Source organism: Dehalococcoidales bacterium, assembly GCA_028717385.1.
Classification (GTDB): domain Bacteria; phylum Chloroflexota; class Dehalococcoidia; order Dehalococcoidales; family CSSed11-197; genus CSSed11-197.
The window spans coordinates 1-14572 of record JAQUNW010000004.1 but is presented as its reverse complement, the minus strand read 5'-3'; the positions used below and the strand labels follow the sequence as shown (position 1 = coordinate 14572).

Here is a 14572-nt window from a genome sequence, read left to right as displayed (position 1 = left end):
GTTAAAGCTAAAACCGGTACAGGTGTTGCTGATGAGGATTCCGCGGCTGACAGTGTCACTGCTGAAGCTACAGAAGTGGCCAAGCCAAAACGCAGAGTTAAAGCTCAAGTAGTGGAAGAACAGGCGGCTGGTGAAGAGGAAACATTAAAAAGCAAATCTTCCAAAATAGTTACAGCTGCCAAATCGGCAACCAAAGCAAAAAAAGCGGCTGATGGAGAAGATGAGCCTTTAGCCGGTGAAGAAAAGGGCAAATCGGTTTCTGCAAAAAAGAAAAAGGCTAAGACAGTAGAGGAAGAGCACGATGCTTCAACCGAAGAGAGTTAAATATCGAAAATCACATAAAGGCCATCGCAGGGGCATGGCCCACCGCGGGGCTATCATTGAACATGGCGAATACGCGCTTCAGGCTACAAGTTCGGCGTGGGTTACTGCCAGACAGATAGAATCCGCCAGGCGGGCGATAGTCCATTATGTTAAGCGTGGTGGCAAGATATGGATTCGCGTTTTCCCGGATAAGCCAGTTACCAAGAAACCGGCTGAAACTCGTATGGGTTCCGGTAAAGGTCCTATGGATCATTGGGTTTCGGTAGTAAAGCGAGGGCGCATCCTATTTGAAATCAGCGGAGTCACTTTTGATCATGCCAAGGAGGCAATGCGCCTCGCCGGACATAAGCTTCCGCTCGGCACCCAGTTTATTGCACGCGCGCAGGAAACTGTCGAGGAGGAGGCGGCCGATGAAAACTAATATACGAGAAATGACCGATGGCGAGCTTTTAAAACGGCTGGAAGAAGCACAGAAAGAATTGCTCGACATGCGCTTCAAGGCAGCTACACGACAGTTAAAAAGCCCCAAGGATATTAGCAAGATTAAAAAGGAGATAGCCCGGCTGAGGACAATCAAGAGGGAACGAGAGCTGGGAGTATAACAAAAATATGGAAGCCAGAAGAAAGACCAGGATAGGTTTTGTTGTCAGCCGAAAAATGGATAAAACGGCTATTGTGGGTGTTGAAGTTGTTAAAAGACATCCTCTTTATCGGAAGACTTTTCGAAGAGTTATTAAATATAAAGTACATGATGAGAATAATCAGTGCCAGGCTGGCGATAAAGTAAAAATTATCGAAACAAGGCCTCTTTCCAAAGAAAAGCGGTGGCGTTTGCTGGAAATTATTACCCGTAAGGAAGTGGCCGAATTAAAAGAAGAAGAACTCGTACCCGAGGTCGAAAAGGCAGAATAATATGATACAGCCACAGACTCGTTTAAAAGTAGCAGACAATACCGGAGCCCGTCAGATAATGTGCATCAATGTTCCTGGTGGTTCCGGAAAAAGATGTGCACGCGTAGGTGATGTTATAGTTGCCTCCGTAAAGAAGGCTATTCCGGAATCATCTGTTAAAAAGGGAGAGGTTGTCAGAGCAGTAGTCGTGCGTGTTTCCAAACCATACAAGCGTTATGACGGTTCGTATATCAGGTTCGACGAAAATGCAGCTGTGATACTTACCGATAAAAATAACCCTAAGGGAACTCGTATATTTGGCCCGGTAGCTCGTGAATTGCGAGATAAAGACTACACCAAGATTCTTTCCCTGGCGCCAGAGGTGATTTAGTAATTATGAAAATAAAAAAGAACGATACAGTGTTGGTTACCGCCGGTAAGGACAAAGGAAAAAAAGGCAAGGTTCGCCAAGTTATAACACGTGACGGACAGTTGATGGTTGATGGGATTAATATGGTCAAGAAACATGCGCGTCCGACAAAACAAGCCCGTCAGGCAGGCATTATCGAGCGAGAGTCACCCATGGATATATCCAATGTGATGTATCTGTGTGATAAGTGCCATAAACCAGTGCGTCTGGGATATCGCAAGTTGGATGACGGCAAAAAGGTGCGCTACTGTAAATCGTGCAAAGAGGTTGTAGATTAGATGTTGGCTCTCAAGGAAAAATACCAAAATGAAGTTGCGCCGGGCTTGATGAAAGAGTTTGGCTACAGTAATGTAATGCAAGTCCCGCGGTTGGTAAAAATCGTGCTTAATATCGGAGTCGGAGAAGCCATTCAAAACGCCAAGGCTATTGAAGCGGCTGAAAGTGATCTCACTGCGATAAGCGGGCAACACCCTGTTACTACTCGATCCAAGCGGTCGATATCGGCGTTCAAGCTTAGAGAAGGTATGCCGGTTGGTTTAAAGGTTACGTTGCGTGGGCGCAGGATGCACGAGTTTCTGGATAAAGTAATAAACGTGGTATTACCCAGGATCCGTGATTTCCAGGGAGTAAGTGCCGACGCGTTTGACGGCCAGGGTAATTACACTCTTGGTTTTAAAGAGCAAATAATGTTCCCCGAGATAGAATTCGATAAAGTTGATAAGTTGAGAGGGCTTGAGGTAACAGTTGTTACTACAGCTCGCACAGACCGGGAAGCCAGGCGGCTTCTGGAACTCTTGGGTATGCCCTTCACCAGGAATTAAGGAGTTATTATGGCTAAGAAATCAATGGTAATTAAGGCTAACAGGCTTCCTAAATTTAAATCCCGCGGGTATTCCCGCTGCATGAAATGCGGTCGACCCAGGGCTTATATAAGGGATTTTGGCCTTTGTAGAATATGTTTTAGGGAAATGGCATCCAGGGGATTGATTCCTGGTGTAAAGAAAGCAAGCTGGTAGCAGGGAGAAAAAAGCATGACAGTATCTGATCCAATAAGTGATATGTTGACCCGCATACGTAATGCGGTTATGGTACAGCATGAAACCGTGGCAATACCGGCTTCCAAAACGAAAATAGCCATTGCCAAAATTCTTAAAGAAGAAGGGTTTATAGCTGACTATGAGGTTGAAGGCGAGAAAACTAAAAAACAGGTTAAAATAAACCTGAAATATGATGATGTAAGACGCCCATTTATTAATGGCTTAAAAAGGGTTAGCAAACCAGGGCTTAGAGTTTATGTTCCGTCGACTCAAATCCCCCGGGTTTACGGCGGCGCCGGAATCGCAGTCATTTCCACTTCAAAGGGAGTGATGACTGGTGGTGAGGCTTATCGCAAGGGGGTTGGCGGCGAAATACTAGGGTTTATCTGGTAGAAATATTGAGGTCTAAGAATGTCTAGAATTGGAAGAATGCCAATAACCGTGCCCCAGGGGGTGTCGGTAGAAATTAAAGAACACGATATTAAGGTCAAGGGTCCTAAGGGAGAGCTGTCCCGCAAGATTAACCCTGCGATGGAAATCAAGCTTGAGGACGGGATACTTAGAATAAACCGACCTAGCGATGCGCGTGAACACCGTGCCCAGCATGGTTTAACCCGTGCGTTGATTGCTAACATGGTAGAAGGTGTTTCCAAGGGATTTGAAAAGAGCCTTGAGATTGTTGGCGTAGGATACCGGGCTGAGAAGGTGGGCGAGAAGCTGGTTTTAAAACTGGGATTTTCGCACACATGTGATTTTGATCCTGAGCCCGGGATTATGTTTGAACTGGAAAATCCGAATAAAATAAAAGTTATCGGTATTGATAAGGAAAAGGTTGGCAAGATTGCTGCAGAAATCAAGAAGTCTCGTCTGCCAGACGCTTATAAAGGGAAAGGTGTGCGTTACGCTGGTGAAAAGATCCGCATTAAACCTGGCAAGGCTGGTAAGGCAGTAGGGGGTAAAAAATAATGGCCAAGGTTAATTCTCGCGCTGCCAGATTGATAAGGCATGCACGTGTGCGCAGCAAAGTCAGGGGCGATAGTGAAAGGCCAAGACTGGCAGTATTTCGCAGCCTGAACCATATATATGTGCAGGTAATCGACGATTCTTGTGGACATACCTTGGCGGCTGCTTCAACATTGGATATAACAATAAAAGACAATCTGGAAAATAAAAATAAGAGTTCTCATGCTGAAATGGTTGGCGAACTGATTGCCCAAAAAGCTCGTGAGAAAGGAATCACGCAGGTCGTTTTCGACCGTGGTGGTTACAAGTATCACGGCCGGGTCAAATCTTTAGCGGAAGCCGCCCGTAAAGCAGGACTTAAGTTCTAAGGGAGTGCGGAGTGAGTAAAAAAGAAGTGCGAACAGCCAAAATCAATCCCGATGAGCTGGTGCTTAATGAAAAGCTTATTGCCCTTAACCGGGTTTCCAAGGTGGTCAAGGGTGGGAAGCGCATGCGTTTCAATGCACTGGTAGTGGTTGGTGATGGCGCCGGCCATGTAGGAATTGGGCTTGCAAAATCCAACGAAGTGCCTTCGGCTATTGCCAAGGCTGGCGCTTACGCTCGTAAAAATATTGTGAAAGTGCCATTAAAGGGCAACACAATTCCGAGTGAGGCTACAGTAAAACTTGGAGCAAGTGTTGTGTTTTTAAAGCCCGCTACACCTGGTACGGGAATCATAGCCGGGGGTGCTGTCAGGGCGGTGGTTGAGGCCGCTGGTGTTAAAGATGTTCTCAGTAAGTCGCTTGGTAGCTCCAACCCTATCAACGTAGCTAAAGCAACTATTTACGCTCTTGGTCAGCTACGTGATCCGAAAGCTGAAATAGCCCGCCGGAAAGGGATTGAATTAGAACCGGAGGCGGCTGTTAATGGCTAAATTACGCATAACATGCACGCATAGTCCTATCGGTTATCCCGAAGACCAGCGTTTAACGTTAAAATCTCTTGGTTTGAACAAGATCAACCAGAGTGTGGTGAAAGAAGACTCCCAGTCTTTACGTGGGATGATAGTGAAAGTAAGACATTTAGTAACAATAGAGGAGGCGAGCCAGTGAATTTGAATGAACTAGCACCGGCTCCCGGTTCAAAGAAAGATAGAAAAAGGGTCGGGCGCGGAAATGCAAGTGGCCATGGCACTTATTCATGCCGTGGTTTAAAAGGTCAAAAAGCACGCGCGGGATATAACATAAGACCGGGTTTTGAAGGTGGTCAGCTGCCAATCATTAAACGGTTACCGCGCAAGCGTGGATTTACCAATATTTTTAAAACGCAGTTTAGTCTGGTAAATATCGAAGAATTGATTATATTCGAACCCGATACTGAAGTTAGTATTGAAAAATTGTTAAAAGCAGGTCTTATAAAAACGTTGGCAAAACCGGTCAAGGTACTAGCCAATGGTGATTTGGATAGACCGCTTGTTGTAAGCGCTAATAAGTTTTCCGATGCCGCAAGAGCTAAAATTGAAGCTGCTGGCGGCCGGATTGAGGAGGTCCCTTTTGGCTCAGGTGCAATCCAGGCCTAGATTACTCCAGGCTATGATCGATGCTTTCAGCCTGCCTGATTTACGGCGCAGGTTGCTGGTCGTATTCGGAGCGATTATTGTTTTCCGCCTGATAGCACATATTCCTGTTCCCGGAGTGAATGCGGCAATCCTTGCCGAATTCTTCCACTCGAACGCTCTTTTAGGTATGTTTGACCTCTTCAGCGGTGGAGCTATGAGAAATTTCAGCGTAGCCGCTATGGGAGTGTATCCCTATATTACATCTACCATCGTGATGCAGCTAATGACGCCAGTTATCCCTAAACTGCAGGCACTGTCCCAGGAGGGTGAAGCCGGGCGCAATAAAATAAATTTATATACTCATTTGCTAACGGTTCCGCTGGCGGCATTTGCTAGTTATGGACAGCTGGCATTACTGCAGGCTAATGGTGCTGTGGCATCAACCGATGGAATCACAACAGCCGCTATTATTGTCGCCATGATTGCTGGTACTCTGTTTTTGGTTTGGTTAGGGGAACAAATTACCCAATATGGCATCGGTAATGGCATATCAATTATAATATTCGCCGGTATTATATCTGGCATTCCGAGTATGGTTGGCGAAGGTATACTGGCTGGTGAGCAAGGGCAGGTTTTAGGCCTGGTTGCATTCATTGTTATTGTTATTGCTACAACGGCGCTAATTGTACTTTTTACCGAAGCTCATAGACGTATACCAGTTCAATATGCAAAAAGTGTAATCAAGGGCGGCAGAATGTACCGCCAGTCAGGTTCTACCTATATACCTTTGCGGGTCAATACGGCCGGGATGATTCCACTGATATTTGCCATGGCGTTTGTAATGTTTCCCAGTATTGTGGCAAGCTATTTTGCCAATCCGACCGGGGAAGAGGCCAATTTTGCCAATCATATTGTTAATATTTTCAGTTCCAATGCTGAAATGCCGCTTGGTTTAATTTATTGGGGGCTCAACTTTCTGCTGGTGGTATTCTTTGCTTTCTTCTATACCATGGTTATCTTTCAGCAGCAAGATCTTCCAGGCACTCTACAGAGGCAGGGCGGCTTCATACCTGGTGTGAGGCCAGGTAAACAGACGGAAAAATATTTGAATGGCGTAATTAACCGCATCACCTGGGCGGGAGCATTGTTCCTGGCTTTCATAGCTATAATTCCGGTGATTGCGCAAACCGTTACTAATGTGCAGACTCTTCAGCTTTCGAGTTTCGGCATGCTCATTGTTGTGGGTGTTGTTTTGGATACTATGAAACAACTTGAAGCCCAGCTGGCAATGCGCCGTTATGAAGGCTTTATTAAATAGGGTTCTATTCGGTTTAGTGATGTATATTATTTTTATGGGCCCCCCAGGGGCAGGCAAAGGAACCCAAGCCGAACGTGTAGCCAGCGAACTTGAACTCGAGCATCTTGCTCCTGGTGATTTGTTTCGGCAGGCTGTGAAGCAGCAAAGTGAGCTGGGGGCCGAAGTCCAGAGCTATATGGAACGCGGGGAGCTCGTACCGGATGAAATAACCATCCGTGTGATACTGGAACGTTTGATTAACATTGGCGAAGGAAAAGGGGTAATTCTCGATGGTTTTCCCCGTAACTATAACCAGGCATTAGCACTGGATGAAGCACTTGAAAAACAAAATAAGGCTATTGATCGAGTAGTAGATATTCAAGTAGCACAACCCGAACTCGTTAAACGCTTGTCCAGCAGATGGCTTTGCCGTGAATGTCAGTCGCCATACTCATCCTGTGACACCGAAAATCCTTATAAGGAAGGATGCCCAGCTTGTAGCGGTGAACTTTACCAGCGCACCGATGATAAACCGGAAACTGTAAATCGGAGGCTGGAGGTCTATTTTAAAGAGACAGCTCCGCTGATTGATTACTACCGTAATCAGAATAAGCTGGTTGAAATTGAAGGCCAGGGCGGGATTAAAACAATTACAAAGCGCATAATACGAGCGCTGGAGTGATCAGTTGGCAGTTATTATAAAGTCAAAGCGCGAACTGGAACTCATGCGCCGTGCCGGTAAAGCTACTGCTATAGTGCTGGAGAAGCTGGCTAAAAGTGTTAAGCCGGGGATAAAAACCCGTGAACTTGATGATATAGCAAACGAAGAAGCAAAGATAATGGGAGGAAAACCCACCTTCAAAGGTTACCAGGGTTTTCCGGCTTCATTGTGTGTTTCTATTAACAATGAAATAGTACATGGTATACCTGGCGAAAGAGTAATCCGAGAAGGTGACATCGTTTCCCTGGACTTCGGACTCGAGATTGAAGGATTTCAGGGGGATACGGCCATTACCGTTGGGGCTGGGAAAATTGATCCCGGCGCGATCGATCTTATTGATGTGACTCGAAACGCTTTACAAGCTGGTATCGATGTTGCCCATGCAGGCAAGCGGATAGGAGATATTTCGGCTGCCATTCAGGAATACGTTGAGAGTCGTGGTTACGCGGTGATACGTGAATATACTGGCCATGGGATAGGAAGGAATATGCACGAAGATCCGCAAATTCCGAATTTCGGTAAAATTGGAACAGGATTGCAGTTGAAAAAAGGTATGACACTTGCTATTGAGCCTATGGTCACAACTGGCACTTGGCTTACCAGGGTTGGTAATGACCGCTGGGTAGTTTATACTGCTGATGGCAGTATGGCCGCTCATTTTGAGCATACTATTGCTATAAATGATGGAGGAGCTGAGATACTTACAGCGGTTTAAAAGATATGGCAAAAAAAGAGGCGATTGAAGTTGAAGGTACGGTACAGGAAGCCCTGGCCAATGCAACCTTTCGGGTTGAATTGGCAAATGGGCATGTGGTACTGGCTCATATATCAGGTAAGCTCCGGGTGCATTATATCCGGATACTGCCCGGTGATAAGGTCCTGGTGGAACTTTCCCCATATGACCTTACTCGTGGTAGAATTACCTATCGTTTAAAATAAAATGATGGAAAGAGCGTAATGAAGGTAAAGGCATCTGTAAAAAAGGTATGCGATAAATGCAAAATAATAAGACGCCATGGGGTGGTCAGGGTGATATGCACCAATCCCAAGCACAAACAACGTCAGGGTTAGTTAAGAGGAGGCTTTAATGGCACGTATTGCCGGAGTTGATATCCCTAAAACGAAGCAGGTCTGGGTAGCACTGCAATATATCTATGGTATTGGGCGCACTACAAGCTTGAAAATCCTGGATGAAGTCGGTATCGAGCGCGCCAAGGAAGTTAGCAGTCTTACCGAGGACGAAATCAACCGCCTAAGGGAAGTGATAGCTAAAGGTATGAAGGTTGAGGGTGATTTACGCAAGGAGAACACCCTAAATATCAAAAGGTTAATGGATATTGGCAGTTATCGGGGAATGCGCCACCGGCGCAACCTGCCTGCCCGAGGTCAGAGAACTCGTACAAATGCTCGTACCAGGCGCGGTGAACGCAAGACAGTTGCCGGTAGAGGGCAGCGCCGTGGCATGGCCAAGAAGTAGTAAAGGTTAACTAGGAGAGAAAATGGTCAAAAAACGTACTCGCATCAGGAAGAAAGAGCGTAAGAATATACCCTTGGGTCGGGCTTATATTCAGGCAACTTTCAATAATACAATTATTACTCTTACCGACCCTCAGGGTAATGTAATCGCTTCAGCCTCAGCTGGCATGGCTGGTTTTAAAGGATCGCGTAAAAGTACTCCTTATGCAGCCCAGCTAGCAGCTGCCAATGCCGCCAAAAAAGGCATTGAGCATGGCTTGAAGGAAATACATGTTTATGTTAAAGGACCGGGGAGTGGGCGCGAAGCGGCAATACGTTCTCTGCAGAGCACAGGTCTTAATGTTGCCAGTATAAGGGATATAACTCCAATCCCTCATAACGGTTGCCGTGCTCGTAAAAGGAGGAGAGTCTAATGGCCAGGTATACTGAAGCTCGCTGTCGTTTATGCCGGCGTAGCGGCGAAAAACTGATGCTGAAAGGCGATAAGTGCCTCACGCGATGCGTATTTGATAAAAAACCTAAGGCTCCCGGTCCACAGACAGCCCGTCGACGGCGTATTTCCGATCACGGGGTGCAGTTGCGGGAAAAACAAAAGGTACGTTTTAGCTATGGTTTAATGGAAAGACAGCTTCGACGCTTCTTTGCCGAAGCTAACCGACAACCCGGCGTGACTGGTGATAACCTGATTACATTACTTGAAAGGCGTCTTGATAATGCAGTCTTTCGTCTGGGTTTTGCTGATTCACTGTCTCAGGCGAGGCAGATTGTTCGTCACGGTCATATAACGCTTAATGGTAGAAAGACCAATATACCTTCATGCATGGTACAGGAAGGGGACGTGATTGGCTGGCGTGAAGGAAGTCGTAAAACAGAATATTATAAACAGCTGGTTGAGAATATAGGAAGCAAAACTACGCCCCAATGGCTTAGTGTTGATAAAACTAAGATGGAGGGGCAGGTGGTAACGCCCCCGACTCCAGAAGATGTCGGAATTCGGTTTGATACAGCGGCTGTGGTTGAATACTACTCCCGATAGCCGGTTTAAGGAGGTTTGTGGTTGTATAGCTTGGTTGTTCCTAAAATAGAATGTATTGAAGAAGAGGTCAATTACGGCCACTTTGTTGCCGAGCCGCTGGAAACAGGTTTTGGCGTTACTATGGGCAATTCTCTGCGGCGTATTATGCTGCGCTATTTGCCGGGAGCGGCTGTAACGCAAGTATGGATTGATGGTATTCATCATGAGTTTTCTCCTATTCCTTTTATCAAGGAAGATGTACTTGCCTTTCTCATGAATGTAAAAGAGTTACGCTTGAGGCCTCTTTCCGGTCAGCCCGGGAAACTCGTTTTGTCTAAGCAGGGTGAAGGTAAAGTGTATGCTTCGGATATCGAGCCCAACATGGATTTCGAGGTTGTTAATCCTGATTTGTACCTGGCAACTATCGATTCACCTGATGGCAAACTCTATGTCGAACTTACGGTGGAGATGGGCATTGGATATCAAGCGGGCACCACTAAAGACGATATGCCGGTTGGCACCATACCTGTCGACGCTATTTTTAGCCCGGTGCGGAAAGCGAACTTTACCACTGAACCAATGCATATCGGGCGAGAAACCAGCCAGGAACGGTTACGCCTTGAGGTATGGACTGATGGTACTATTACTCCCGCTACAGCCGTCAGCATGGCTGCCGATATTCTTAAAGAGCAGCTCGAAGCTTTCGTTGAATATGGTGCAGTCTCTAACGCTGAGCAAAAGAAGAAAGTATTCAGGGCAACTATTCCTGAAGACATTTATAACATGCCAATCGAGCAGCTCAATTTCTCAGTTCGAGCGCTGAATTGTCTTAAGCGTGGCGATATCAATACTGTGGGAGAACTGGTCACCATGAACGAGGAAGAAGTTGCCTCTCTCAGGAATTTTGGTTCCAAATCTCGCAAAGAAGTTGAGGATAAGCTCAAGGAAATGGGTATGGTTTTAGGCGGCGGCAGCGGCTTGAGAATCAAACCTGGAAATACTGAAGCAGGTACCAGAGCAACGGAGGAAAATTCCAAAGTTGATGAAGCAGATGAGGCTCTGGATGAAGAGCCCGACGAATTATCATAATAGTTATTACTTGGTAAGGTGATTGATTCATGAGACATAAATTAGATGGAAGAAAACTGGGCAGGAATTCGGGGCAGCGCCGCGCTCTCTTTAGAAAGCTGGTCACTGATCTGCTCGATTATGGCAAGATTGATACCACTTTAGCTAAGGCAAAAGAAACACGCCCGATAGCTGAGCGTATTATCACTCTGAGCAAGGATGGGGGCTTGGCTTCCAGAAGAAAAGCTTTGGCTTATCTTTACGATGATAAGGTTGTTGACAAACTTTTTGATGAACTGGCCAAACGCTACTCTGAAAGACCTGGCGGTTATACCCGTATCACCAAGCTGGGAGCGAGAATCGGTGACGGGGCGCCAATGGCAAGGTTAGAACTGGTTGAATAATGGGTTCTGCTCTTTTACAAAGCCCGGAGGATAATATTGCGGGCAATAATAGCCTGCCCGGTTCTCCTGAAACATCCCGGGCTGACGTGGCAACAGTAAGCCAGATAGTGCTGGTTGTTGAATACGATGGATCCCGTTATGCTGGTTTCCAGCTGCAAAGAAACCACCCGACTATACAGGGTGAACTTGAAAAGGGATTAGAAAAACTCACCGGCTGTTTCAGCCGGGTATATGGATCGAGTCGTACCGACAGCGGGGTGCATGCTTACGGACAGGTAGTTTCGTTTAAAACAGGTTCTTGTTTGCAAACGCGGGATTTCGTTGGTGGTATGAATTATTATCTGCCCAGCGACATTTCAGTGAAAGTGGCATACCGGGTGCGAGAGGGCTTTGATGTTCGCCGCCGAGCGGTTAGTCGTCGATACAGGTATTATATTCTCAATCGTGATAGTCGGGCACCCTTGAGAGATGCATATTCTGTGCAGATTAGGGGAAAACTTGACGTAACGGCGATGAATACTGCATGCGGGTATCTGGTAGGTACGCACGATTTCAGTTCATTTGCTTCGCCGACTGAACCTCTTCGTTCTACCACTCGCAGGGTTATTAAAGCAGGGGTCAGCCGCATTGATGAAGACGGTATGGTCGTGGTGGAAATAGAGGCTAATGCGTTTTTGCCACACCAGGTGCGAAACACGGTTGGACCTCTTATTAGAATTGGCCGGGGACAGATGACACCAGAGGCCTTAAAAGATATAATGAATGCACATACAGTTGGGTTGGCTCAACCGACTGCTCCGTCGAAAGGTTTGATTTTACACAAGGTAAACTATACCAGGGAATTAAAGGAAGAGAGTCTGGAATGAATACATATTCGGTTAAACAGGCAGATATAGAGCGCCAGTGGCATGTTTTAGATGCAGAAGAGCGCATTCTTGGAGACTTGGCAACTGAAATCGCGTGTCTTCTAATGGGTAAGGGCAAGGTAAAATTTGCTCGGCATCTTGATGTTGGTGACAATGTCGTAGTTATCAATGCCGCAAAGATAAAAGTAACCGGCAACAAGATGAACGATAAGTTTTACTATCGGCACTCGGGGTACCCGGGAGGTTTTAAGGCCGAAAGTTTGGAACGTGTATTAGCAACCAAGCCAGAAAAGGCTATCGAGCATGCCGTTAAAGGAATGTTGCCGCAAAACAAACTGGGTAAACAAATGATGAGCAAATTACGTGTCTATGCCGGAGCAGAGCATCCCCACGCATCACAAGTGGGGCTTGCCGGTGAGGACCAGGCTTAAACCGGGAGAGGAATATGATAGAAAAGCAGAAAGAATACTTACATGGTACTGGCAGGCGGAAAACTGCTGTTGCACAGGTTAAGCTCTATACAGGGAATGGCGCTATCCTGGTGGACGGAGCACCTTTTGAAGAGCGTTTTAACCGGGTACAATATCGCCAGGCAATTTTGAAACCCTTTGAAGTAACCGGAACAATGAGCAAATTTGATGTTGTGGTTAAAGTTAATGGTGGCGGAATTACCGGGCAGTGTGAAGCTATACGGCACGGTATTGCCAGGGCTCTTTCCGAATTCGATGACAAATTTCGCGCTCAATTGAGAGAAAATGGATTACTTACCAGGGATCCACGAATTAAGGAACGCAAGAAGCCAGGTCTTAAACGGGCACGCAAAGCTCCTCAGTACACCAAGCGTTAAAAGGTTTAGCTGGAAAACAAAAAAGCCGCGGAGTAACCGCGGCTTTTTTTATATATTTACCGATTATGACTTCCAGTTTTCAAGTTGTTTCTTAACGTTTTCTATTTCTGGTAAAGTAGTTGCATACAATGGCGAGTATGTTTGCCACCAGTCTTCCGCTTCAGTTTCCATTACGCTAAAGAGGGCTTCAGGGAGAAGTGAAATAGCAACCAGCCATACCTGGTAGGATTTTAAAAAATGGTATTTGTCATAATAAGGACCCAACCGGATATCTTTGGAAGGAGTGAATAGCATAGTGAGCGAAGGTGTTCGGGGATGGGCAATGCAGCTCATGGAATCATAGATGGATTTCCATGATTCCGCTATTTGTTCGGGAAGTCTTTTGGCCATCTGGTTGAACTTGAATTCACGCTTCCAGAACTCATCCTTGCCTTCCAGCAGGAGATTCAGGGTTTCGGGATTGGTACGGCTGTCTTCGCCGGTTAGCCAGTCTTCAAGGGCAGAGCGAGTCAGGATAATGGATTGTGAATAATAACCTCTTCTGAACAGATTAAAGGAAGACCACAGGGAATTAAACCCCCGAGTAGTAAGCAACAATAAAACTGTCCTGAGGCCGATTGAATCACTAATAGGCGGCAGGGTGCTGAATCCATTGAGATAACTGCTTAAAAGCTGTTCACATAATGAGACTTCTGTGGGGTGCTGAGAATTAATAAGATCAGCAATTTCAGATTCAATTTTCATTATCGAGTATAAATTGATGGGAGTCATTTCCCTGCTCTCCCGTAATCATCAACCAATCGTGTAACATCATCCAGTTCCGGGGTGGACACTTCCAGGATAACACTGTCTTCACTTGCTTTTATGCGATGTAAAGTTCCTGGAGCAAGATGCAGGCTCTGCCCTGGTCGAATGATCTGTTGTTTAAGATCAGAAGTAGAATCACCTGTTTCAAATACGACGCTCCCTGAAAACAGGTGCATGGTTTCTTCTTTTGTACGGTGGTATTGCAAGCTTAGGCGGTGGTCTTTCTTGATAAAAATAATTTTACCAGCATAGTCTTCTGTAAGAGCATATAGAAGCTCCCAACCCCATGGTTTTATTGTTTTCTGTGGCAGCTTAGCGCTCAAATCAACCTCCTTAAAGGCCAGCCAAGGCCCTTCCCTCCTGAATTAGTCCAGCTGCTCGATCTGGGCTGTTGGACTCGGCATATATGCGCAGTAAAGGTTCAGTACCTGAAAAGCGGATAAGCAGCCAGGAATGGTCATTGAGAAGAAAGCGCACTCCGTCGAAATTATCCCTTTTAATAACTTCATATCCTGCAATGGAGCAGGGATTTGCCTGTTTGATCCGGTTGAAAATTTCCTCCTTGTTGACGGAAGCAAATATCAGGTCTTCCCGTTCATAATAATGAGGCCCAACCTTGCTGTAAAGCGTTTCGATTAATTGGGAGGGAGATTTACCGGTTTTCACCATGTAATCCAGAAAGAAAAGGCCAGAAAGTACCCCATCGCGCTCGGGAATATGGCCGCGATAACCATATCCTCCGCTTTCCTCCCCTCCTATCATTGCATTGTGTTCTAGCATTACTGGTGCTACGTATTTGAAACCAACCGGTACTTCGTATACCGGTACTCCTTACAACTCCCCTAGCTTGTTCAGCATTTGCGAAGAAGTGATTGTTTTAACAATTGCA

At 46.1% G+C, this 14572-nt stretch carries 29 protein-coding genes and 1 pseudogene; 26 read left to right on the top strand and 4 right to left on the bottom strand.

The genetic code is table 11. The features are described 5' to 3' along the window. Nucleotides 1-301: 301 nt before the first annotated feature. The 26 genes from rplP to rpsI are packed head-to-tail and all read left to right on the top strand — an operon-like array spanning nt 302 to nt 12876. Nucleotides 302-745 carry a 50S ribosomal protein L16 gene (gene rplP / locus PHX29_02005; protein MDD5604679.1) on the top strand — a complete coding sequence of 148 codons (444 nt, stop codon included), beginning with the start codon at nt 302-304 and terminating at the stop codon, nt 743-745. Next, the gene (gene rpmC, locus PHX29_02000; GenBank protein MDD5604678.1) at nt 735-926 is read left to right on the top strand and encodes a 50S ribosomal protein L29; all 192 of its coding nucleotides are present in this window, start codon (nt 735-737) and stop codon (nt 924-926) included. The genes rplP and rpmC overlap by 11 nt, the downstream gene beginning before the upstream one ends. A 7-nt stretch (nt 927-933) precedes the next feature. Continuing rightward, nucleotides 934-1236 (top strand): 30S ribosomal protein S17, encoded by a 303-nt coding sequence (gene rpsQ, locus PHX29_01995; GenBank protein MDD5604677.1) that lies wholly within the window; start codon nt 934-936, stop codon nt 1234-1236. 1 nt (nt 1237) lies between these two features. Beyond that, nucleotides 1238-1606 carry a 50S ribosomal protein L14 gene (gene rplN / locus PHX29_01990; protein ID MDD5604676.1) on the top strand — a complete coding sequence of 123 codons (369 nt, stop codon included), beginning with the start codon at nt 1238-1240 and terminating at the stop codon, nt 1604-1606. A gap of 5 nt (nt 1607-1611) precedes the next feature. Beyond that, on the top strand, nt 1612-1923 hold the full coding sequence (gene rplX, locus PHX29_01985) for a 50S ribosomal protein L24 (protein ID MDD5604675.1): 312 nt from the start codon (nt 1612-1614) through the stop codon (nt 1921-1923). Then, nucleotides 1924-2466 (top strand): 50S ribosomal protein L5, encoded by a 543-nt coding sequence (gene rplE, locus PHX29_01980; GenBank protein MDD5604674.1) that lies wholly within the window; start codon nt 1924-1926, stop codon nt 2464-2466. Nucleotides 2467-2475: 9 nt separating this feature from the next. Then, nucleotides 2476-2661: a type Z 30S ribosomal protein S14 gene (locus tag PHX29_01975; protein MDD5604673.1), complete on the top strand. Its 186-nt coding sequence runs from the start codon at nt 2476-2478 to the stop codon at nt 2659-2661. Nucleotides 2662-2676: 15 nt separating this feature from the next. Further along, nucleotides 2677-3075: a 30S ribosomal protein S8 gene (rpsH, locus tag PHX29_01970; protein ID MDD5604672.1), complete on the top strand. Its 399-nt coding sequence runs from the start codon at nt 2677-2679 to the stop codon at nt 3073-3075. Between the two features lie 18 nt (nt 3076-3093). Further along, nucleotides 3094-3648 carry a 50S ribosomal protein L6 gene (gene rplF, locus PHX29_01965; GenBank protein MDD5604671.1) on the top strand — a complete coding sequence of 185 codons (555 nt, stop codon included), beginning with the start codon at nt 3094-3096 and terminating at the stop codon, nt 3646-3648. Beyond that, nucleotides 3648-4013, top strand: coding sequence for a 50S ribosomal protein L18 (rplR, locus tag PHX29_01960; GenBank protein MDD5604670.1), 366 nt, complete (start codon nt 3648-3650; stop codon nt 4011-4013). The genes rplF and rplR overlap by 1 nt, the downstream gene beginning before the upstream one ends. A 26-nt stretch (nt 4014-4039) precedes the next feature. Further along, nucleotides 4040-4558 carry a 30S ribosomal protein S5 gene (gene rpsE, locus PHX29_01955; protein MDD5604669.1) on the top strand — a complete coding sequence of 173 codons (519 nt, stop codon included), beginning with the start codon at nt 4040-4042 and terminating at the stop codon, nt 4556-4558. Beyond that, nucleotides 4551-4736, top strand: coding sequence for a 50S ribosomal protein L30 (rpmD, locus tag PHX29_01950; protein ID MDD5604668.1), 186 nt, complete (start codon nt 4551-4553; stop codon nt 4734-4736). Before rpsE ends, rpmD begins: the two co-directional genes overlap by 8 nt. After that, nucleotides 4733-5203, top strand: coding sequence for a 50S ribosomal protein L15 (gene rplO, locus PHX29_01945; GenBank protein ID MDD5604667.1), 471 nt, complete (start codon nt 4733-4735; stop codon nt 5201-5203). The genes rpmD and rplO overlap by 4 nt, the downstream gene beginning before the upstream one ends. Beyond that, a complete protein-coding gene (gene secY / locus PHX29_01940; GenBank protein ID MDD5604666.1) occupies nt 5187-6500 on the top strand; it encodes a preprotein translocase subunit SecY in 1314 nt (437 codons plus the stop codon). Before rplO ends, secY begins: the two co-directional genes overlap by 17 nt. 19 nt (nt 6501-6519) lie before the next feature. Beyond that, nucleotides 6520-7161, top strand: coding sequence for an adenylate kinase (locus PHX29_01935; protein MDD5604665.1), 642 nt, complete (start codon nt 6520-6522; stop codon nt 7159-7161). 4 nt (nt 7162-7165) lie between these two features. Continuing rightward, entirely contained in the window at nt 7166-7915 is a 750-nt protein-coding gene (map, locus tag PHX29_01930) for a type I methionyl aminopeptidase (protein ID MDD5604664.1), read from the top strand. 5 nt (nt 7916-7920) lie between these two features. Beyond that, nucleotides 7921-8139, top strand: coding sequence for a translation initiation factor IF-1 (infA, locus tag PHX29_01925; protein ID MDD5604663.1), 219 nt, complete (start codon nt 7921-7923; stop codon nt 8137-8139). A gap of 18 nt (nt 8140-8157) precedes the next feature. Continuing rightward, nucleotides 8158-8271 (top strand): 50S ribosomal protein L36, encoded by a 114-nt coding sequence (rpmJ, locus tag PHX29_01920; protein ID MDD5604662.1) that lies wholly within the window; start codon nt 8158-8160, stop codon nt 8269-8271. Nucleotides 8272-8287: 16 nt separating this feature from the next. Then, the gene (gene rpsM / locus PHX29_01915) at nt 8288-8677 is read left to right on the top strand and encodes a 30S ribosomal protein S13 (protein MDD5604661.1); all 390 of its coding nucleotides are present in this window, start codon (nt 8288-8290) and stop codon (nt 8675-8677) included. A gap of 22 nt (nt 8678-8699) precedes the next feature. After that, complete coding sequence (gene rpsK, locus PHX29_01910) at nt 8700-9089, top strand: 30S ribosomal protein S11 (GenBank protein MDD5604660.1); 390 nt, start codon at nt 8700-8702, stop codon at nt 9087-9089. After that, the gene (rpsD, locus tag PHX29_01905; protein MDD5604659.1) at nt 9089-9712 is read left to right on the top strand and encodes a 30S ribosomal protein S4; all 624 of its coding nucleotides are present in this window, start codon (nt 9089-9091) and stop codon (nt 9710-9712) included. The genes rpsK and rpsD overlap by 1 nt, the downstream gene beginning before the upstream one ends. A 21-nt stretch (nt 9713-9733) precedes the next feature. Continuing rightward, nucleotides 9734-10780 (top strand): DNA-directed RNA polymerase subunit alpha, encoded by a 1047-nt coding sequence (locus PHX29_01900; protein MDD5604658.1) that lies wholly within the window; start codon nt 9734-9736, stop codon nt 10778-10780. A 29-nt stretch (nt 10781-10809) separates the two neighbouring features. Next, on the top strand, nt 10810-11163 hold the full coding sequence (rplQ, locus tag PHX29_01895) for a 50S ribosomal protein L17 (protein MDD5604657.1): 354 nt from the start codon (nt 10810-10812) through the stop codon (nt 11161-11163). Further along, nucleotides 11163-12029 carry a tRNA pseudouridine(38-40) synthase TruA gene (gene truA / locus PHX29_01890; protein MDD5604656.1) on the top strand — a complete coding sequence of 289 codons (867 nt, stop codon included), beginning with the start codon at nt 11163-11165 and terminating at the stop codon, nt 12027-12029. Before rplQ ends, truA begins: the two co-directional genes overlap by 1 nt. Further along, nucleotides 12026-12460, top strand: coding sequence for a 50S ribosomal protein L13 (gene rplM, locus PHX29_01885; GenBank protein ID MDD5604655.1), 435 nt, complete (start codon nt 12026-12028; stop codon nt 12458-12460). The genes truA and rplM overlap by 4 nt, the downstream gene beginning before the upstream one ends. A gap of 14 nt (nt 12461-12474) precedes the next feature. Beyond that, a complete protein-coding gene (gene rpsI / locus PHX29_01880; protein ID MDD5604654.1) occupies nt 12475-12876 on the top strand; it encodes a 30S ribosomal protein S9 in 402 nt (133 codons plus the stop codon). 63 nt (nt 12877-12939) lie between these two features. Here the strand turns inward: rpsI and PHX29_01875 are convergent, their stop codons facing one another. The 4 genes and pseudogenes from PHX29_01875 to PHX29_01860 all read right to left on the bottom strand — a co-directional run bounded on the left by PHX29_01875 (nt 12940) and on the right by PHX29_01860 (nt 14496). Then, entirely contained in the window at nt 12940-13647 is a 708-nt protein-coding gene (locus PHX29_01875) for a hypothetical protein (GenBank protein MDD5604653.1), read from the bottom strand. Further along, nucleotides 13644-14006 (bottom strand): hypothetical protein, encoded by a 363-nt coding sequence (locus PHX29_01870; GenBank protein ID MDD5604652.1) that lies wholly within the window; start codon nt 14004-14006, stop codon nt 13644-13646. Before PHX29_01870 ends, PHX29_01875 begins: the two co-directional genes overlap by 4 nt. A 10-nt stretch (nt 14007-14016) precedes the next feature. Continuing rightward, nucleotides 14017-14184, bottom strand: a complete 168-nt coding sequence (locus tag PHX29_01865) for a hypothetical protein (protein MDD5604651.1) — start codon at nt 14182-14184, stop codon at nt 14017-14019. Nucleotides 14185-14310: 126 nt separating this feature from the next. After that, nucleotides 14311-14496 (bottom strand): annotated as a pseudogene (locus PHX29_01860) (phosphoglucomutase/phosphomannomutase family protein). Nucleotides 14497-14572 lie beyond the last annotated feature (76 nt).

Coding starts and splice junctions, on each gene's coding strand:
- rplP (MDD5604679.1), top strand. CDS start 302: ATGCTTCAACCGAAGAGAGTTAAATATCGAAAATCACATAAAGGCCAT.
- rpmC (MDD5604678.1), top strand. CDS start 735: ATGAAAACTAATATACGAGAAATGACCGATGGCGAGCTTTTAAAACGG.
- rpsQ (MDD5604677.1), top strand. CDS start 934: ATGGAAGCCAGAAGAAAGACCAGGATAGGTTTTGTTGTCAGCCGAAAA.
- rplN (MDD5604676.1), top strand. CDS start 1,238: ATGATACAGCCACAGACTCGTTTAAAAGTAGCAGACAATACCGGAGCC.
- rplX (MDD5604675.1), top strand. CDS start 1,612: ATGAAAATAAAAAAGAACGATACAGTGTTGGTTACCGCCGGTAAGGAC.
- rplE (MDD5604674.1), top strand. CDS start 1,924: ATGTTGGCTCTCAAGGAAAAATACCAAAATGAAGTTGCGCCGGGCTTG.
- PHX29_01975 (MDD5604673.1), top strand. CDS start 2,476: ATGGCTAAGAAATCAATGGTAATTAAGGCTAACAGGCTTCCTAAATTT.
- rpsH (MDD5604672.1), top strand. CDS start 2,677: ATGACAGTATCTGATCCAATAAGTGATATGTTGACCCGCATACGTAAT.
- rplF (MDD5604671.1), top strand. CDS start 3,094: ATGTCTAGAATTGGAAGAATGCCAATAACCGTGCCCCAGGGGGTGTCG.
- rplR (MDD5604670.1), top strand. CDS start 3,648: ATGGCCAAGGTTAATTCTCGCGCTGCCAGATTGATAAGGCATGCACGT.
- rpmD (MDD5604668.1), top strand. CDS start 4,551: ATGGCTAAATTACGCATAACATGCACGCATAGTCCTATCGGTTATCCC.
- PHX29_01935 (MDD5604665.1), top strand. CDS start 6,520: ATGTATATTATTTTTATGGGCCCCCCAGGGGCAGGCAAAGGAACCCAA.
- infA (MDD5604663.1), top strand. CDS start 7,921: ATGGCAAAAAAAGAGGCGATTGAAGTTGAAGGTACGGTACAGGAAGCC.
- rpmJ (MDD5604662.1), top strand. CDS start 8,158: ATGAAGGTAAAGGCATCTGTAAAAAAGGTATGCGATAAATGCAAAATA.
- rpsM (MDD5604661.1), top strand. CDS start 8,288: ATGGCACGTATTGCCGGAGTTGATATCCCTAAAACGAAGCAGGTCTGG.
- rpsK (MDD5604660.1), top strand. CDS start 8,700: ATGGTCAAAAAACGTACTCGCATCAGGAAGAAAGAGCGTAAGAATATA.
- rpsD (MDD5604659.1), top strand. CDS start 9,089: ATGGCCAGGTATACTGAAGCTCGCTGTCGTTTATGCCGGCGTAGCGGC.
- rplQ (MDD5604657.1), top strand. CDS start 10,810: ATGAGACATAAATTAGATGGAAGAAAACTGGGCAGGAATTCGGGGCAG.
- truA (MDD5604656.1), top strand. CDS start 11,163: ATGGGTTCTGCTCTTTTACAAAGCCCGGAGGATAATATTGCGGGCAAT.
- rplM (MDD5604655.1), top strand. CDS start 12,026: ATGAATACATATTCGGTTAAACAGGCAGATATAGAGCGCCAGTGGCAT.
- rpsI (MDD5604654.1), top strand. CDS start 12,475: ATGATAGAAAAGCAGAAAGAATACTTACATGGTACTGGCAGGCGGAAA.
- PHX29_01875 (MDD5604653.1), bottom strand. CDS start 13,647: ATGACTCCCATCAATTTATACTCGATAATGAAAATTGAATCTGAAATT.